The organism is Idiomarina sp. HB (assembly GCF_048059115.1).
Taxonomy (GTDB): Bacteria; Pseudomonadota; Gammaproteobacteria; order Enterobacterales; family Alteromonadaceae; genus Idiomarina; species Idiomarina abyssalis.
The window spans coordinates 124938-141950 of the sequence record NZ_JAYLVU010000004.1 but is presented as its reverse complement, the minus strand read 5'-3'; the positions used below and the strand labels follow the sequence as shown (position 1 = coordinate 141950).

Here is a 17013-nt window from a genome sequence, read left to right as displayed (position 1 = left end):
CAGAAATAAATCCATGATCCAAAATGCCGGGCATCGATACGACCCCCTTTACATAACTTTTACTTTAGCAGAGTTTTCAGCTTTCGGGTTAAGGTGTTTCGTCCCCAGCCCAGCCATGTCGCCGCTTTTTGCTTGTGGCCGGAAAAACGTTGTAAAGCAGTTTGCAAAGCAATTTTTTCCAACTGATGCTGATAACTTTGCAAAACATCCTGCGCCTCTAACGGGTGTTTTTCCAGTTCTCTTTCGAGCCAATGCAGCCAGGTAAGTTCCCCGGTAAAATTTTCAGGTTCTGAATCAGCTGGCACCAGAATGTCTTCTGGCAAGTCATTAACACCAATGCGCTGCCCGGGTGCCATAACAGTTAACCAGCGACAGGTATTTTCCAGCTGTCTTACATTACCGGGCCAAGAATAACCCATTAACTTGCTAAGTGTCTCATTTAACAACGTTTTTGGTGTAACATTCAACTCTTCAGCCGACTTTTTCAGAAAATGCTTTGCCAAAGTCGCTATATCTTCTGTTCGCTCGCGCAAAGGGGGTAAACGCAACCGGATAACATTAAGCCGGTGATATAAGTCATCACGGAATTGTCCTTTATCGACTAACTGCTCCAGCTCCCGGTGTGTCGCTGCAATAACGCGAACATCAACTTTAACTGGCTGATGCGCCCCGACTGGATAAAACTGCCCTTCGGCCAGAACTCGTAACAAACGTGTCTGAACCGGTAATGGCATGTCGCCAATTTCATCCAGAAACAAGGTTCCGCCATCGGCTTGCTGAAAACGGCCCACACGCTTTCTGTCAGCTCCGGTAAAAGCACCGCGTTCATGCCCGAACAACTCCGACTCAATTAAGTCAGCCGGTATGGCCGCCATGTTAAGTGCAATAAAAGGCTTTTCCGCGCGCGGACTGTGTTTATGCAAAGCTCGTGCAACCACCTCTTTACCGGTTCCGGTTTCACCGGTCAGCAAGACGCTGACACTGGAACTCGACAGCCGGCCAATGGCGCGGAAAACATCCTGCATGGGAGGTGCCTCACCGATAAGCTCCGGAACGCTATTATCAATAGGCTCATTCGACGCGGTTTCGCTTTGCCTTGCATGTTGCAGCGCCCGGTCCACTGCTGTTATCGCTTCATCAATATCGAAAGGCTTCGCTAAATACTCAAAAGCCCCACCTTGAAATGCCTTTACCGTGGTTTCAAGGTCTGAATGTGCGGTCATCACCACCACTGGCAATTGCGGCTGCTCACGGCCTAATTTTTCAAGCACGGCCAGACCGTTTTCGCCGGGCATTCGAATATCCGTCAGCACCACAGTCGGAGCATCGGCTTTTAATGCGGAAAAAAAGTCTTCTCCGTTAGCAAAACTGCGAACATGATAGCGACTGTCGGCAAAAGCTTTTTCCAAAACCCACCGAATTGAGTCATCGTCATCAATGATCCATAACTGAGCATTAGTGGTCATCTATTACCTCGTTACCATTGTCTGCAGTAAGGTACGGCAAATAAACTGAGAACCGGGTTTTGCCCGGGCTTGAGTCAAATTCAATTTTGCCCTTATGCTGGTGCACAAGGTTTTGCGCCAATGAAAGACCCAGGCCGGTTCCCTCTGCACGTCCGCTAATTAAAGGGTAAAATAATGTATCGCGTAACTCCGCCGGTATGCCGGGTCCGTTATCGGTAACGGTCACCACCGCGCACTGCCGATAACGCAGACCAAACAACGTCAATTGGTGCTCGACCCGAGTCTTAATGACAATAGTGCCAGCACCAGACATAGCTTGCGCCGCATTCTGGGCAATATTCAGGAACACTTGCTCACAAGCTTCAGGCACCACCCGAATGTCCGGTAAAGAAGGGTCATAGTCCCTGGTCAGCTTCAGTGACTCGCCGTACTCATAAGTTAGTGTCCGAACCACACGCTCCAGTACTTCATGAATATTGGTCAGCTTTGATTCACCACGCTTAGTTGGCCCTAACAGTCTGTCCACCAGGTACCGTAAACGATCAGACTGACTGATAATCAAGTCGGTATACTCGGTCAGTTTTTCATCGGGAAGCTGCCTTGCCAGTAGCTGCGCAGCGCCTCGCAAACCACCTAACGGATTCTTTATTTCGTGAGCCATACCGCGTAGTAAATGCTGTGTCGCAAATAACTGATTACGCTGCTGATCTTCCTGGTTGATGCGTCGCAATTGATCAACTTGTTTGAGTTCCAGCAACAATGCCCGGCCAAATTCTTGATCAACTGTCTGAATACTGGTTTCCACACGAATATCGTGACCAGAATGCAGTGCAAAATGAACTTCCGCATTCAGCACAGTCTGCTCACTATTCAGGCATTCTATTAATGTTTCCGACGCCAGAGAACAATGATAAAACGCGGCGCTAAACAGTTCACCTAATAGTCGCTTGGCGCTGTGATCCAGCAACGATTCCGCGGATGAATTGACATAACGAATGGTCAGGCGGTCATCAAGGATGAGTATGCCTGTGAGTAATTGGTTAAGTAGCGCGTTGTTATTCACGAAGGCAGGAGAGGGTTATGCACCGTATTGGTGCAATCGGGCAAGGCTAAAAGCCTCACCCGATAATTCGCCATTAAACGCTGTAGTACATATCGAATTCTACCGGGTGGGTAGTCTTCTTCAATGTCTCTACTTCGTTATATTTCAGATCGATGTAAGCATCAATCATGTCGTCATCCATAACGCCGCCCTGTTTCAGGAAGTCACGGTCTTTATCCAGAGCTTCCAGAGCCATTTCCAGTGAATGACAAACCGTCGGGATGTCTTTCGCTTCTTCAGGAGGCAGATTGTATAAATCTTTGTCCATTGCATCGCCCGGATGGATCTTGTTACGGATACCGTCAAGACCCGCCATTAATAAGGCAGTAAAGGCCAGGTAAGGGTTGGCACTTGGGTCAGGGAAGCGCACTTCAATACGACGACCTTTGGCGCTGGAAACCAATGGAATACGAATAGAAGCCGAGCGGTTACGCGCTGAGTAAGCCAGCATTACCGGAGCTTCAAAACCAGGAACCAGACGCTTGTACGAGTTAGTTGAAGCATTCGCAAAGGCGTTAATAGCACGAGCGTGCTTGATAATACCACCAATGTAATACAATGCCGTTTCGCTAAGCCCTGCATATTGGTCGCCGGCAAATAAGTTCTCGCCACCTTTATTCAGAGACATATGCACGTGCATACCAGAACCGTTATCACCAACCAGTGGCTTCGGCATAAAGGTTGCTGTCATGCCATAAGAGTGCGCTACGTTATGCACAACGTATTTGTAAACCTGCATCTCATCAGCTTTAGATGTCAGAGTATTAAAGCGAGTTGCTACTTCGTTTTGACCAGCAGTGGCTACTTCATGATGATGCGCTTCAACAACAAGGCCCATGTCTTCCATAACCAGGCTCATAGTGCCGCGGATGTCATGTGCAGAGTCAACCGGAGGTACCGGGAAATAACCGCCTTTTACGCCAGGACGGTGAGCCAGGTTACCTTCTGAATATTCACGACCAGAGTTCCATTTCGCTTCTTCTGCATCAATTTTGTAGAACGAACCACTCATATCGGTGTGGAAACGAACGTCATTGAACAGGAAAAATTCTGGCTCAGGGCCAAAGTAAGCCTCATCGGCAATACCTGACGAGCGCAGGAATTCTTCTGCACGCTTAGCAATTGAACGAGGGTCACGGCTGTAACCTTGCATGGTTTCAGGCTCAAGAATGTCACAGCGGACATTCAGGGTGATTTCATCAGTAAACGGGTCCAGAACGGCAGACTCATTATCGGGCATTAGCACCATGTCCGATTCGTTAATCCCTTTCCAGCCGGAAATAGATGAACCATCAAACATTTTGCCTTCTTCAAAGAAGTCTTCATCGATTTGCGACACCGGAATAGTGACGTGCTGCTCTTTACCTTTGGTGTCGGTAAAGCGTAAGTCGACGAATTTTACGTCGTGTTCTTTAATGGTATCGAAAATCTTATTAGCTGACATGTTGTCCTCCGTAGACAGCGTCTAAAAATACAGCCTAAGTATAGCAAAGCCTGTGCCAACTGAACTTTCTCTTTATATTCATACTCTTAAGTTAAATTCAGTCTTCTTTTAAAAGTTTATATGCACCAGTATAGCGCATATCGCACATTTTTGGTGCAAAACAAAAAGAAAGGAAAAGAAAATATAATGGACAAAAAACAATCAGCCCTTTCTTAATCCAACTCAAAAAGGTAGAATACGCCGCTATTTTTCACAAAACCCCTTGGACGGGTTTCGCTCCCGGACAACTACAGGCAGTTCTTAATGACAATTCAGGTATTTGATATAGAAAAACTTCGCAACATCGCGATCATCGCGCACGTTGACCATGGTAAAACCACCCTAGTTGACAAGCTGTTGCAACAATCCGGCACCTTAGAAAGCCGTGGTGAGATAGAAGACCGTATTATGGATTCCAACGATCTTGAGAAAGAGCGTGGCATTACCATTCTGGCCAAAAATACCGCGGTTAACTGGCAAGATTACCGTATTAACATTCTGGATACTCCAGGACACGCCGACTTTGGCGGCGAGGTTGAACGCGTACTTTCTATGGCGGATTCTGTATTGTTAGTGGTTGACGCCGTTGACGGCCCTATGCCTCAAACTCGATTTGTCACGCAGAAAGCCTTCTCTCACGGTCTTAACCCAATTTTGGTTATCAACAAAGTTGACCGTCCTGGTGCGCGCCCAGACTGGGTTATGGATCAGGTCTTCGACTTGTTTGACAACCTCGGCGCTACCGACGAGCAGCTGGACTTCCCGGTTGTTTATGCATCAGCACTTAATGGCTGGGCATCACTAGACGCAGACGACCAGGATGGCGACATGACGCCATTGTTCGAAACTATCGTTAATAAGGTAAGTCACCCGGACGCAGACCCCGAAAGTGACCTGCAGATGCAGGTGTCACAGCTGGACTACTCAAGCTACTTAGGCGTTATCGGTATCGGCCGTGTTACCCGTGGTAGCGTTAAAGTTAACCAACCAGTTACTATTGTTGGTGCTGACGGCAAAGAACGCAGCGGCAAAATTGGTAAAGTCTTTAGTTACTTAGGTCTGGACCGAATTGAAGCCGACAAAGCAGCAGCAGGCGACATTTGCGCTATTACCGGTCTGGGCGAATTAAAAATCTCCGACACCGTTTGTGCGGTTGGTAAAGCCGAAGCAATGAAGCCGCTAACCGTCGATGAACCTACTGTAACCATGACCTTCCAGGTCAACACCTCACCTTTCGCGGGTAAAGAAGGTAAGTTTGTTACCTCTCGTCAAATTCTTGAGCGTTTGCAGCAAGAGTTGGTTCACAACGTAGCACTGCGCGTTGAAGAAACTGATAACCCGGACCGTTTCCGTGTATCAGGCCGTGGTGAGCTGCACTTAGGTGTTCTTATCGAAAACATGCGCCGTGAAGGCTTCGAGTTAGCCGTTTCTCGTCCGGAAGTTATTATCAAGCACGAAGATGGTAAAAAACTGGAACCTTACGAAACCATGACGGTTGATATTGAAGAGCAGCATCAGGGTGCCGTTATGGAAAAATTAGGCTTACGTAAAGCCGAAATGACCAACATGACACCAGACGGTAAAGGTCGCGTTCGCGTCGACTTTGAAGTACCAAGCCGTGGTTTGATTGGCTTCCAGACAGAGTTTATGACCTTAACCTCTGGTACTGGCCTGATGTACCATACGTTTGACCACTACGGCCCGCACAAAGGCGGCACCATTGGTCAGCGTAGTAACGGTGTACTGATTTCAAATGCCCAGGGTAAAGCTCTGACTTACTCTCTGTTTAATCTGCAGGAACGCGGTAAGCTATTTGCATCGCACGGTGATGAAGTTTATGAAGGCCAGATCATTGGTATTCATAACCGTTCAAACGACCTGACAGTAAACTGTCTGAAGGGTAAGCAGCTAACCAACGTTCGTGCCTCTGGTACGGATGAAGCGCAAACGCTGAGTACGCCTATTCGTTTAACACTGGAACAGGCGCTTGAGTTCATTAACGATGACGAACTGGTTGAGGTAACACCACAATCTATTCGTATCCGTAAGCGTGCTCTGACAGAAAACGATCGTAAACGTTTAGGTCGTGAACCGAAGAACGGCTAATTCATTTTAGTTAGATAGTAAAAAGCCCACTTCATCATAGTGGGCTTTTTTATTGTCTATTATCCGGCTCATGCTCATCCGTTCACTGACAATAAGTCCGGTTGAGGCAACACAAAGTAGAAAATAGAAAAGAAGTGAAAAACACTGCCGGCTAATACAAATAAATGCCAAACAGCATGATGGTACGGCAAGGTTTTCCAGACATAAAAAATAACACCAAAGGTGTATGCCAGACCACCGGCAACCAGTAGCATCAGACCTCCGGAATCCACATTATCAATCATGGGTTTAATCGCTATAAGTGCCATCCAACCCATGCCAAGATACAAACTCAACGACAGCCACTTTATTCGCTTTTTCATACCAAGTTCAAGAACGACACCCAAGAGCGCAATACCCCAGGCTACGCCTAACAGCGTCCAGCCCCAGGCTCCCCTCAGGTTAATTAATGCAAACGGCGTATAAGTACCGGCTATCAGTACATAAATAGCGGCATGATCCAACTGCTGAAACACCGCTTTAATTTTTGGCCAGGGAAATGCGTGGTACAGCGTAGAGGCCGTATAAAGCAGAATAAGACTCGCACCGTATACACTCACCGCTACAACATGAAAAGCATCGCCATGAGTTGAAGTCCACACCAACATGACAATCAAAGCAACGACACTTAGAACGGCCCCCACGCCGTGAGTTAGCGCGTGAGCAACTTCTTCCATTGCCGTATAGGCTTTATGTTGACTCATCCTCTCTCCAGCCCAGGAGTTTCATACCCCTTACTGATATTTTTAAGGGCCCGTATAAACTGGTCGTATTGTCTTTCGTTGTCGTAGTCTAAGTGATACGAGTTATGGAATTGTAATGTCAGCTTAACGCCATGTCCTTCCAAAAAAACGGTATACCCATCATGGTCGGTATAAGCTTCAATTCCTTCTAAATAGTGACGCCCCTGACGGGCTTCACCATGAGTGTGGATTTTTTCGTACGCATCCAACATCAGCTTGTTATCGAGTTCGTTTTTCATCACACACCTCAGCGTTTTACTAAATGTATACCTTTATTATTAGGGCGGAAATCCCATTCCACAACCGCTTTTACCGAATTGTTTTGAAAACCTTGTATTAGAATATACATACATTGATGCATGATTAAACAAAAACCGTTATAATAATGAACGAATGTTAAGAAACTGGAGCCCCAAATGGTTCGACGCACAAAAGAAGACGCAATGGAGACCCGCGCCAAATTATTAGATGCTGCTGAAGCTCTATTCAGTGAAAACGGTGTAACCCATACGTCTATGATGCAAGTGGCTGAAAAAGCAGGTGTCACTCGCGGTGCTATCTATCACCACTTTGAGAACAAAATGGATCTCATTGAATCCTTGATGGGACGCGTCAAACTACCCATTGATGAAATGCGTGAGCAAATCGCTGAAGGCTCCGAGTTTGATCCTCTGGAGGAAATTAAAGGGCGCTCGAAGGAATTTATCAGCCGCGTTCAGGAAGACCCGCAAGTACGCTCACTGGCCAGTATTTTACTTCATAAATGCGAATACATTGACGAAGTAAACCCAATTAAATTACGACATGTAAGTGGCCGTAATGAATGTATCTGCGATATTGAAAAGCTTTTTGAATCAGCTATTGAAAGGGGCGAATTAGCAACAACAGTTGATGCCCGAATTGCTGTTATTGGTCTTTTTTCTTTGGTAGACGGGCTCATTTACAACTGGTTGCTCGCACCAGACTATTTTCCTTTAGTCGAGTACGGGAACCAGGCCATCGACAGTTACATCAATGGCTTAACTCGTTAAGGCTCGTTACTGTCTCCACGACGGCGGCGCCAGCCGCTGTATTTTCGGTGTACGCCACGGGTTAGTGATTGAAAAGTGTCTTCAAGCAGGTCAACGCCAAGCAACACGCCAACAATAACCAACGACAACACAATACCCACACCGTACATTCCCAGGCCTACTGCAATACCAATGGCCGCCAAAGCCCAGATGGTCGCAGCGGATGTTACGCCGACCACCACGCCATCGCGCGCCAGCATAACACCGGCGCCAAGAAAGCCGATACCGGTAATAATTTGGCCTATCACTCGCGATGGATCGCCACCCTGACTGACAACGGATGAACCACCCACCAAAAACAGGTAGGTGCCCAGAATAATCAGTGCAGAGGTTCTTATACCAACCGGTTTACCACGAATTTGTCGTTCCAGACCCACAATAGCACCACACAAAAGTGCGGTGCCTATTCCCCTCCAGGAGTATGGACCCAGCTCCTGAACAATTTGCCAGTCAATCACTAATCAGTCCTTTCCTTGTTCTAAAAAGCTCTTTAAAAAGCTCTCGTCCATTGCAGCAATAGCCTCATCAGTGGCATTAGGACAGCTTGCACACATAGGAGCCGTCCAGGCTTTTACATTCGCAAGTATATCGCGCAAATGGCTGACCGCACGCAAACCACCTAAACCACCAGGGGAAGCCGCAGCTAATAAAACCGTTTTACCAGACCATGCCCCCATATCAAGCCGTGACACCCAGTCGATGGCATTTTTCACTAACGGCGACACCGACGAGTTATACTCAGGGCTTACCAAAACCACTTTCGATGCGGATTGGATTTTTTCACCCAGCCTTTTCATCGGCTCGGGAACGCCATCAGCGGCTTCTAAGTCACCGTGGTAAATCGGAGCATCCAGCGCGTCAGCATCAACCAGCTCATAGCGAATACCGTGTTTATCCGCCACTTCTGCTAAACGGTGCTTGAGCTTGGTATTGAGCGAATCTTTACGGCGACTGCCACCAATAAATAAAACTGTCATATCATCTCCTGATCGTTAAGATTGGGAATCTTTCATAGCTTCGATAAAGCGGTTCGATTCAGCTACTGCCGCTTCCATGTCTTTTATTAGTACGGAAATATCGTTTTGCAGATTACTGAACTCACCGCGAATGGCATCAATCGCCTTAGCGTTCAGGTTATGCTTCAGATAAAGCACATTGTCCTGCATTTTATCCAGAACCGGCTGCATCTTATCCGCCGCGCGTTCCATAACTCTCAGTAACTCAGCGTAACGCCGTTCAGTTTCGCGCAACTGACGCTCGCTTTCGCGACGCATATTGTCATTGCTGTACTCGCCTAACTCCTCACTCCATTCGTCGAACAAGTCATTCGCAACTTCATCAACTTCATCGATACGACTGCGAACTTTTTCAGCTGCGTCTTTACTGTCTTCATAGTCGTCCCGTAGCGCATTGTATTGCTGTTCCAACTCGCCACCATCAATGTTCAGCATGGTATCCAGACGCTCAAGCGCTGAACGGAACTCCTCCTGCGCATCGGACTGCGAGTCGCGAGCGTCATCCACTCTGTCGACTAAAATGTCGCGCTTTTCTACACCAAACTTTTCCATGGTGCCGTAGTAGGCACTTTGGCAGGCTGACAGTATGAATACCGCAACAATTGGTAAAGTCCATTTCATCATTTGTCACCTCGTGCCGCTTTAATTAAGCGTTCGTCGCGTTTGGTCTGACGGTAATCATGCACGGCGATAATAGCGTGAATAATAGCGACCAGATAAATAACACCTAACGCACCGAAAGATACAATAAAAAGAACCACACCAATAATGGCGATGATCGCATTAAATATTGCCTGAAATATTTTCCCGGTGAAGAGAATTGCAATCGGCGGGAATAAAATCGCTAAAATATATAACATCGTGTTCTCCTTGCACTGCATTGTGCCCTATACCAATTAAGAGACATTCCTTAACGAAAAGCAAATTAAATCAATAAGGTAACGCTGAGCCGTCCCAGTGCCATAACCCACCGGACTGCTCGGGTTTCAAATTTTTCACGACTTCGACTATTCGTTCTGCGGACAATTCCGGCGAATACAACTTGTCGGCTGAAATACGCTGCTGAAAAGGTTTCGATAAGTCAGTATCTGTTGTCCCCGGATGCACCGCTGCTATCGATAATTTTTTATGGGTTCGTTTTAATTCTACAGACGCCGTTTTCAGTAGCATATTTAACGCCGCCTTGCTCGACCGGTATGCATACCAGCCACCCAGATAATTATCTTCAATGCTGCCCACTTTTGCCGACAACTGCACCCAAAACCGGGTGTTTTTACGGTCAAGAATAGGTAAAAAAGCCTTCAGCGCTAATAGCGGCTTTATTGCGTTAACAGAAAACAACTTAGTCAGATTGTCCGCAGTAATGTCTGACAATTTCTTTTCTGGAAACGTCTTTTCATCATGCAGCATACCAATAGTTGAAATGACTCCCGTCAGCTGCTTACCGCCACTTTTAAAGTCACTCACCCACGCACTCAACGAGTCTTCACTGTAGTCATCAATTTGGCAATAGGTTATTTTACCCGAGTCAAATAACCCGGTTTGAGGCTGACGAGACAACGCAATAATTTCTTCATCAGGAAACTGATTTTGTAATTCCAGTGTTAAGGCCTGGCCTAATCCACCACCGGCACCCAATACCACCATTGCCATTTGCGCTACTCTCTATCATGATAGTTTATACTTCCCTACGTTATTTAAACTGGATTAGCTCAGTACATCATGATGCAACTTGACTGGAAATCGTATTTCGAACATACCTTAGGCTTTCTCAAGTACTTTGGTAAGAGGTTTAACAGTGACAATACGAACATTACCGCTGGTCATTTAACATACGTCAGCATGCTGTCGTTAGTGCCTCTGTTAGTGGTCATGTTTACGGTTTTTTCCGCTTTCCCCATGTTTGAGGAGTTACAGGAAAACCTTGAACAGGCCTTGTTCGCCAACTTACTTCCCACTTCGGGCGAGCAACTTGAGCAATACCTGAATGAGTTCGTTACCAACGCCTCGAAAATGACAGCCATTGGCGTTGGCTTTCTGTTCATTGTGGCCATTATGCTCATGTCAGCCATTGATAAAGCACTGAATAATATCTGGCGAGACTCCAGCAGCAGACATTGGTTAGTTTCTTTTGCGGTTTACTGGATGCTGCTTACACTCGGCCCGGTACTTATCGGTTCCGGCCTGGCAGCCACGTCTTATTTGATATCACTCAGCCAGTTTGCTGATGAATATGTTTCCGGTGTACAAAACTTTGTCTTATGGTTCGTACCCATTGTCACCTCTTTTGTATTCTTTGTGCTCATGTATCAGCTGGTACCTAACCGTCAGGTTAAATTCCGCTATGCCGCCTTTGGTGCGGTTATCGCGGCACTTTTATTCGAGCTGAGTAAACAGCTATTTTCACTGTACATCACCTTCTTCCCAACCTATCAGGCCATTTACGGCGCGCTGGCCACTATTCCTATTCTTATTGTATGGATTTACCTTTCCTGGTTGATTGTACTCATTGGCGCGGTTTTAACCGTTAGCTTAGAGGAGTATCAGTTACAGCTGCCTGAGCCGAAGTCTGATTGACCTGCTGTGAATTTTCACCGACCATAGCGGTTCTCTTTTTTAAAGGTATGTACTCATGATCGGACTGATTCAGCGCGTTAGCCATGCCAAGGTCACCGTTGCCGATGAAGTTGTCGGTGCCATTGACCACGGGCTGCTAGTTTTGCTCGGAGTAGAACACCAGGACGACGAAACCAGTGCCGAAAAATTGGCAAAACGCATTGCTCATTATCGGATTTTTAGTGACGCCGACGACAAAATGAATAACAGTGTCATTGATCAACAAGGCAAAGCCCTGGTTGTTTCTCAATTCACACTGGCGGCAGATACCCGTAAAGGCCGTCGCCCCAGCTTTTCATCTGCAGCAACACCCGACCAGGCTCAACACTTATATCAGGTGTTTTGTGAAAAGCTGAAAGCTCAGGGCGTTCCGGTAGAAACCGGTCGTTTTGCGGCCGATATGCAGGTTGAACTGGTCAATGACGGCCCGGTTACATTTGAATTGAAGGTATAACTGTCATGTATCGCGTTATTACTCCTGAAACCGACGAGCAACTCGAACGTTATTATTACCTTCGCTGGCGGGTTCTGCGTGAACCCTTTCAACGGCCACTGGGCTCTGAACAAGACGAATACGATCAAGTGGGTCATCACCGAATGGTCGTGAATGAAGCTGACGAAGCCGTTGCCGTTGGCCGGCTGCATTTTAATAGCCCGGAAGAAGCTCAAATACGCTTTATGGCCGTTGCACCTGAATACCGTGGCGAAGGCCATGGGGTTGCTATTATCTACGCGCTGGAGCTTGCTGCGCGCAAAGAAGGCGCAACACATGTCGTGATCAACTCACGCGACAATACCATCGGCTTTTACAAGAAGTGTGGTTACGAAGTCGCGGAAGAAGCCGATACCGTGAATAACCCAATGGCAGAACATCACTTACGTAAGTCTTTTACTGAATATAACCGCATAATTTATCGACCCGAATGGTGTACTGAGCTACAGAAAACCTGGCAGGAAGACATTCCTATTTCCGATGCCATGGGCATTAAGATTCATCAATACACAGGGCGTGTTTTCGAAACCCGCGCGGTTCTATCACGGAACATTAATGTACACGGCACCATGTTTGCAGGCAGCATTTATTCACTGGGCACCTTAACCTGCTGGGGGTTGTTGCATTTGCAGCTGTTGGAGCGGGAACTTGAAGGGTCAGTCGTACTGGGCGATGGCAACATTCATTACCATAAGCCGGTGACTCAGGAGCCTCGGGCAGTAGCACGGTTAAGTGATGTTACCGGTGACTTTTCTGCGTTAAAACAAGGCAAAAATGCCCGGTTAACACTAAAAGCTCAAATACTCGACGAAGAGCAGCCGGTAGCAGAATTTACCGGCCGCTTCGTGGTTCTTGCTAAACGGGATTAACCCTTACACTTCAGACAAAATATGCGGTAGTTGCACCACTGCCGCTAACTCGCCATTTTGAATCAGGTCACTGGCGGCTTTAATATCCGGTGCAAAGAAGCGGTCTTCCGCATAATACGCCACTTGCTCACGCAGACAGTTAAAGGCCGTTTCAACCGCAGCCGCACCTTTTAAAGGACGACGGAAATCCAGACCCTGCGCCGCTTCTAACCACTCAATAGCAATAATGTCGCTGACGTTCTTAGCAATGTCCGTTAACCGGCGTGCTGCAAAGGTTGCCATCGACACATGGTCTTCCTGGTTAGCAGAGGTTGGCAGGCTATCCACCGAGGCAGGATGCGCGAGAGTTTTATTCTCTGACGCCAATGCCGCGGCAGTAACCTGCGCCAGCATAAAGCCCGAATTAACCCCACCGTCATTCACCAAAAACGCCGGCAATTTGCTTAAATGGCTGTCTATCAGCAGCGCACTCCGACGCTCTGACAAAGCGCCAATTTCGCTCGCTGCAATGGCCAGAATATCCGCCGCCATAGCAACAGGTTCGGCGTGGAAGTTACCACCGGAAATAATGTCCTGCTCTTCGCTGAATACCAGTGGGTTGTCAGTAACACCGTTAGCTTCGCGTACCAGAATGCCCGAGGCATGCTCAATTTGGTCTAATACTGCACCCATTACCTGAGGCTGACAACGCAGAGAATACGGATCCTGCACTTTCTCGCAGTCTTCGTGGTCTTTGGCAATTTCAGAACTGTCAGTCAGCACGTGACGCAGCATTTCCGCCGCTTTAATTTGCCCCGGCTGTCCTCGCACAGCGTGTACACGTTCGTCAAATGGCGCCCGAGAGCCCATAGCGGCTTCCACAGAAGTCGCACCCACCACAATGGCGGCATGGAAGTTACGTTCAATTCGGAACAAACCTGCCAATGCCAGTGCGGTTGATGCCTGAGTGCCGTTTAATAAGGCCAGACCTTCTTTCGGCGCAAGTTCAAAAGGCTCAATGCCCGCTATTTTCAGACCTTCTTTAGCGTTTAGCACCTCGCCATTATGGCGCACCGTACCTTCGCCTACTAACGGCAATACCATGTGCGCTAACGGGGCTAAATCACCAGATGCGCCTACGGAACCTTTTTCCGGTATGCAGGGATACACCTCGGCGTTCAACAGTTTAATCAACGCATCAACCAACACCGGACGCACACCAGAAAACCCGCGCGACAGAGAGTTAATTTTCAACAACAACATTAAACGCACCACGGCGTCTTCCATTAAGTCACCGGTGCCGGCGGCGTGCGACAACACAATGCGGCGCTGTAAATCAGTCAAACGTTCTGGTGGAATACGTGTATTCGCCAGTAGTCCAAAACCGGTATTAATACCGTAAACCACTCGCCCTTGCTCCAGTACATCCGCAACGGTTTTTGCCGAAGTCGCAATGTTGTCTTTCGCTTCATCAGAAAGCTTTAGCGTCTGATGCTGATAAAACCAGTGGCGCAGTTCGCTTAACTGCAACTGTCCTGGCTGTAATTCAAAATGACTCATGCAACCTCCTTACTTCGTATCCAGCATCGGTAAATCAAGCCCTTGTTCACGGGCGCAGTTTTTCGCAATATCGTATCCGGCATCAGCATGACGCATAACGCCTGTGCCCGGGTCGTTCCACAGCACCCGGCTTAAGCGCTTGTCGGCTTCTTCGGTACCATCGGCCACAATCACCACACCAGCGTGCTGTGAATAACCCATACCTACGCCACCACCATGGTGCAGGCTGACCCAGGTCGCGCCGCCGGCTGTATTCAGCAACGCATTCAGCAGGGGCCAGTCCGATACCGCATCAGAGCCGTCCTGCATCGCTTCGGTTTCGCGGTTAGGGCTGGCAACTGAGCCGGAATCCAAATGGTCACGACCAATAACCACAGGAGCTTTTAACTCACCGCTTTTAACCATGTCGTTAAACGCACGAGCAATGCGGGCGCGGTCTTTAAGGCCAATCCAGCAAATACGTGACGGCAAGCCCTGGAAGCTAATGCGTTCTTTGGCCATATCCAGCCAGTTGTGTAAGTGCTCGTTGTCCGGAATCAGCTCTTTGACTTTCTGGTCGGTCTTGTAAATGTCTTCCGGATCACCCGAAAGCGCCACCCAGCGGAATGGACCAATACCTTCGCAGAACAGCGGACGGATATAAGCGGGGACAAAACCCGGGAAGTCAAAGGCGTTATCAACGCCAACGTCTTTGGCCATCTGACGAATATTGTTGCCGTAATCCAGTACAGCTGCGCCTTCTTTCTGGAAGTGCAGCATAGCGCGAACCTGTACCGCCATAGATTCTTTCGCGGCGGTTACCGTGCCACTGGGGTCGCTTTCCTGCTGCTCTTTATACTCCTCCAGCGTCCAGCCTTGTGGCAAGTAACCGTGCAGAGGGTCGTGGGCAGACGTTTGGTCAGTCACCACATCCGGTGTGACACCGCGTTGCTGCAATTCAGAATAAACGTCAGCGGCGTTACCCAGTAAGCCCACTGAAATGGCTTCGCCCTTTTCCATGGCGTCGTTAATCAGCTTTAACGCATCGTCCAGGTTGGTGGCTTTATGATCCACATAGCCGGTGCGCGAACGGAAATCGATGCGCGACTCATCACACTCCACCGCTAACATGCAAAAACCGGCCATGGTGGCCGCCAACGGCTGAGCTCCGCCCATGCCTCCAAGACCACCAGTAAGTACCCACTTACCTTTAGCGTCGCCGTCGAAGTGCTGACGCGAAACGGCGCCAAAGGTTTCATAAGTGCCCTGCACAATGCCTTGCGAGCCAATGTAAATCCATGAACCCGCAGTCATCTGCCCGTACATCATCAGGCCTTTTTTATCGAGCTCGTTAAAATGCTCCCATGTTGCCCATTCGGGCACCAGGTTAGAGTTTGCAATCAATACACGCGGCGCGTCTTCATGAGTCGGAAATACACCCACCGGTTTACCCGACTGAATCAACAGAGATTCGTTTGGCTTCAGGCGCTCTAAAGTTTCAATAATTTTGTCATAGCATTCCCAGCTGCGCGCAGCACGCCCAATACCACCATAAACGACCAGTGCCTGTGGGTGTTCGGCAACTTCGTCATCCAGGTTGTTCATTAGCATCCGCTTTGCAGCTTCTACCTGCCAGTTACAGGTGGTTAGCTCGGTTCCATGAGGTGCGCTTATTTTGCGACTTTTATCCAAACGGGTGAATGACATGACTTACTCCTTAAAGGTTAAATGGCCGCCTAACTTAAACCGGGAGCCAGGGTGAGTCAGTGTGGCAAAGGTGACCACACCGCCTGAGCTCCAGGTACGGCGCAAAATTCTGAGACAAGGTTCGTGACGGTCGATATTTAAGTATTGGCATATCGTGCTGACCGGCAGAATGGCTTCAATTTGATGACTGGCTTCGGTTAGCGGACTGACTACGCATAAATATTCATGCGGAGTGACCTTACTGTAGTCCTGCTTAAGATAATCGGGTACCAGCTTCGGATTCACAAAACGCTCTTCAAGCTGAACCGGCTGGTCATTTTCATAGTGGGTGATCAGCGAATGAAAAACCGGATTCCCTTCTTCCAGCTCCAGTGCTTCCGCAATTTGAGCGCTTGCCGGCTGTTCTTTTAGCAAATGCACCTTGGCGCGGTAATCGTGTCCGCGCGAACGCACCTCATCGGCAATATTGCGAATGGCCATAAACGAGGTTTGCGACTTGATGGGGGCAACGTAAGTGCCGGACCCCTGCGTTCTTATCACCAGACCTTCATCCGCAAGCTCCTGCAAGGCTCTGCGAGCCGTCATACGACTGACCGAGAACTGCGTCGATAATGCGTTTTCCGAACTGACAGGGTGGTTTTCAGGCCACTCACCGGACTCTATCTTCAGATAAATGTGCTGTTTTATCTTTGAGAATTTATTCATCCCGACCCCAACAATGAATGATATGACACGGTACTTTTGAGGGTAAAAGTCTAGTCCAGAATAATTGTCTATACAAGTTA

Annotated in this window: 18 protein-coding genes; 5 read left to right on the top strand and 13 right to left on the bottom strand. The window is 48.2% G+C overall.

Annotated features, from left to right (window positions below; all coding sequences use genetic code 11):
• Positions 1 to 59: 59 nt before the first annotated feature.
• The 3 genes from ntrC to glnA all read right to left on the bottom strand — a co-directional run bounded on the left by ntrC (position 60) and on the right by glnA (position 4012).
• On the bottom strand, positions 60 to 1466 hold the full coding sequence (gene ntrC, locus VBY75_RS11740) for a nitrogen regulation protein NR(I) (protein ID WP_278358923.1): 1407 nt from the start codon (positions 1464 to 1466) through the stop codon (positions 60 to 62).
• Positions 1456 to 2529 (bottom strand): nitrogen regulation protein NR(II), encoded by a 1074-nt coding sequence (gene glnL / locus VBY75_RS11735; protein ID WP_054490278.1) that lies wholly within the window; start codon positions 2527 to 2529, stop codon positions 1456 to 1458. The genes ntrC and glnL overlap by 11 nt, the downstream gene beginning before the upstream one ends.
• A 73-nt stretch (positions 2530 to 2602) precedes the next feature.
• Positions 2603 to 4012, bottom strand: a complete 1410-nt coding sequence (gene glnA / locus VBY75_RS11730) for a glutamate--ammonia ligase (protein ID WP_054490281.1) — start codon at positions 4010 to 4012, stop codon at positions 2603 to 2605.
• 303 nt (positions 4013 to 4315) lie between these two features.
• On the opposite strand from glnA, the gene typA reads away from it, so the two are divergent.
• Positions 4316 to 6157 carry a translational GTPase TypA gene (typA, locus tag VBY75_RS11725; protein WP_054490284.1) on the top strand — a complete coding sequence of 614 codons (1842 nt, stop codon included), beginning with the start codon at positions 4316 to 4318 and terminating at the stop codon, positions 6155 to 6157.
• A gap of 74 nt (positions 6158 to 6231) precedes the next feature.
• On the opposite strand, the gene trhA is transcribed toward typA, so the two are convergent.
• Together trhA and VBY75_RS11715 are read right to left on the bottom strand one after the other, a co-directional pair.
• Entirely contained in the window at positions 6232 to 6900 is a 669-nt protein-coding gene (gene trhA / locus VBY75_RS11720) for a PAQR family membrane homeostasis protein TrhA (protein WP_416512638.1), read from the bottom strand.
• On the bottom strand, positions 6897 to 7178 hold the full coding sequence (locus VBY75_RS11715) for a DUF3081 domain-containing protein (protein ID WP_054490288.1): 282 nt from the start codon (positions 7176 to 7178) through the stop codon (positions 6897 to 6899). Before VBY75_RS11715 ends, trhA begins: the two co-directional genes overlap by 4 nt.
• A 177-nt stretch (positions 7179 to 7355) precedes the next feature.
• Here VBY75_RS11715 and VBY75_RS11710 point away from each other — a divergent pair, with 177 nt between their 5' ends.
• A complete protein-coding gene (locus tag VBY75_RS11710) occupies positions 7356 to 7970 on the top strand; it encodes a TetR family transcriptional regulator (protein WP_199495044.1) in 615 nt (204 codons plus the stop codon).
• On the opposite strand, the gene VBY75_RS11705 is transcribed toward VBY75_RS11710, so the two are convergent.
• From VBY75_RS11705 to VBY75_RS11685, 5 genes are all read right to left on the bottom strand, one after another.
• On the bottom strand, positions 7967 to 8467 hold the full coding sequence (locus tag VBY75_RS11705) for an MgtC/SapB family protein (RefSeq protein ID WP_199495045.1): 501 nt from the start codon (positions 8465 to 8467) through the stop codon (positions 7967 to 7969). The genes VBY75_RS11710 and VBY75_RS11705 overlap by 4 nt on opposite strands.
• A 3-nt stretch (positions 8468 to 8470) precedes the next feature.
• Complete coding sequence (locus tag VBY75_RS11700) at positions 8471 to 8986, bottom strand: NADPH-dependent FMN reductase (protein ID WP_199495046.1); 516 nt, start codon at positions 8984 to 8986, stop codon at positions 8471 to 8473.
• A gap of 15 nt (positions 8987 to 9001) precedes the next feature.
• Positions 9002 to 9649, bottom strand: a complete 648-nt coding sequence (locus tag VBY75_RS11695; protein WP_222235940.1) for a DUF2959 domain-containing protein — start codon at positions 9647 to 9649, stop codon at positions 9002 to 9004.
• Positions 9646 to 9885 carry a hypothetical protein gene (locus VBY75_RS11690; protein ID WP_054490299.1) on the bottom strand — a complete coding sequence of 80 codons (240 nt, stop codon included), beginning with the start codon at positions 9883 to 9885 and terminating at the stop codon, positions 9646 to 9648. Before VBY75_RS11690 ends, VBY75_RS11695 begins: the two co-directional genes overlap by 4 nt.
• 70 nt (positions 9886 to 9955) lie before the next feature.
• Positions 9956 to 10678 (bottom strand): SDR family NAD(P)-dependent oxidoreductase, encoded by a 723-nt coding sequence (locus tag VBY75_RS11685; RefSeq protein ID WP_278356351.1) that lies wholly within the window; start codon positions 10676 to 10678, stop codon positions 9956 to 9958.
• Positions 10679 to 10747: 69 nt separating this feature from the next.
• On the opposite strand from VBY75_RS11685, the gene VBY75_RS11680 reads away from it, so the two are divergent.
• From VBY75_RS11680 to VBY75_RS11670, 3 genes are read left to right on the top strand one after another with little or no spacing between them, the layout of a single operon-like run.
• Entirely contained in the window at positions 10748 to 11602 is an 855-nt protein-coding gene (locus tag VBY75_RS11680; protein ID WP_054490303.1) for a virulence factor BrkB family protein, read from the top strand.
• A 55-nt stretch (positions 11603 to 11657) separates the two neighbouring features.
• The gene (gene dtd / locus VBY75_RS11675) at positions 11658 to 12095 is read left to right on the top strand and encodes a D-aminoacyl-tRNA deacylase (RefSeq protein ID WP_222235942.1); all 438 of its coding nucleotides are present in this window, start codon (positions 11658 to 11660) and stop codon (positions 12093 to 12095) included.
• Between the two features lie 5 nt (positions 12096 to 12100).
• Complete coding sequence (locus VBY75_RS11670; RefSeq protein WP_199495049.1) at positions 12101 to 13003, top strand: bifunctional GNAT family N-acetyltransferase/hotdog fold thioesterase; 903 nt, start codon at positions 12101 to 12103, stop codon at positions 13001 to 13003.
• A gap of 3 nt (positions 13004 to 13006) precedes the next feature.
• On the opposite strand, the gene hutH is transcribed toward VBY75_RS11670, so the two are convergent.
• The 3 genes from hutH to hutC are packed head-to-tail and all read right to left on the bottom strand — an operon-like array spanning position 13007 to position 16933.
• The gene (gene hutH, locus VBY75_RS11665) at positions 13007 to 14542 is read right to left on the bottom strand and encodes a histidine ammonia-lyase (RefSeq protein ID WP_222235943.1); all 1536 of its coding nucleotides are present in this window, start codon (positions 14540 to 14542) and stop codon (positions 13007 to 13009) included.
• 9 nt (positions 14543 to 14551) lie between these two features.
• Positions 14552 to 16228, bottom strand: coding sequence for a urocanate hydratase (hutU, locus tag VBY75_RS11660; RefSeq protein WP_222235944.1), 1677 nt, complete (start codon positions 16226 to 16228; stop codon positions 14552 to 14554).
• Positions 16229 to 16231: 3 nt separating this feature from the next.
• Positions 16232 to 16933: a histidine utilization repressor gene (gene hutC, locus VBY75_RS11655; RefSeq protein ID WP_054490313.1), complete on the bottom strand. Its 702-nt coding sequence runs from the start codon at positions 16931 to 16933 to the stop codon at positions 16232 to 16234.
• Positions 16934 to 17013: the final 80 nt, after the last annotated feature.

Coding starts and splice junctions, on each gene's coding strand:
- ntrC (WP_278358923.1), bottom strand. CDS start 1,466: ATGACCACTAATGCTCAGTTATGGATCATTGATGACGATGACTCAATT.
- glnA (WP_054490281.1), bottom strand. CDS start 4,012: ATGTCAGCTAATAAGATTTTCGATACCATTAAAGAACACGACGTAAAA.
- typA (WP_054490284.1), top strand. CDS start 4,316: ATGACAATTCAGGTATTTGATATAGAAAAACTTCGCAACATCGCGATC.
- trhA (WP_416512638.1), bottom strand. CDS start 6,900: ATGAGTCAACATAAAGCCTATACGGCAATGGAAGAAGTTGCTCACGCG.
- VBY75_RS11715 (WP_054490288.1), bottom strand. CDS start 7,178: ATGAAAAACGAACTCGATAACAAGCTGATGTTGGATGCGTACGAAAAA.
- VBY75_RS11710 (WP_199495044.1), top strand. CDS start 7,356: ATGGTTCGACGCACAAAAGAAGACGCAATGGAGACCCGCGCCAAATTA.
- VBY75_RS11700 (WP_199495046.1), bottom strand. CDS start 8,986: ATGACAGTTTTATTTATTGGTGGCAGTCGCCGTAAAGATTCGCTCAAT.
- VBY75_RS11695 (WP_222235940.1), bottom strand. CDS start 9,649: ATGATGAAATGGACTTTACCAATTGTTGCGGTATTCATACTGTCAGCC.
- VBY75_RS11690 (WP_054490299.1), bottom strand. CDS start 9,885: ATGTTATATATTTTAGCGATTTTATTCCCGCCGATTGCAATTCTCTTC.
- VBY75_RS11685 (WP_278356351.1), bottom strand. CDS start 10,678: ATGGCAATGGTGGTATTGGGTGCCGGTGGTGGATTAGGCCAGGCCTTA.
- VBY75_RS11680 (WP_054490303.1), top strand. CDS start 10,748: ATGATGCAACTTGACTGGAAATCGTATTTCGAACATACCTTAGGCTTT.
- dtd (WP_222235942.1), top strand. CDS start 11,658: ATGATCGGACTGATTCAGCGCGTTAGCCATGCCAAGGTCACCGTTGCC.
- VBY75_RS11670 (WP_199495049.1), top strand. CDS start 12,101: ATGTATCGCGTTATTACTCCTGAAACCGACGAGCAACTCGAACGTTAT.
- hutH (WP_222235943.1), bottom strand. CDS start 14,542: ATGAGTCATTTTGAATTACAGCCAGGACAGTTGCAGTTAAGCGAACTG.
- hutU (WP_222235944.1), bottom strand. CDS start 16,228: ATGTCATTCACCCGTTTGGATAAAAGTCGCAAAATAAGCGCACCTCAT.
- hutC (WP_054490313.1), bottom strand. CDS start 16,933: ATGAATAAATTCTCAAAGATAAAACAGCACATTTATCTGAAGATAGAG.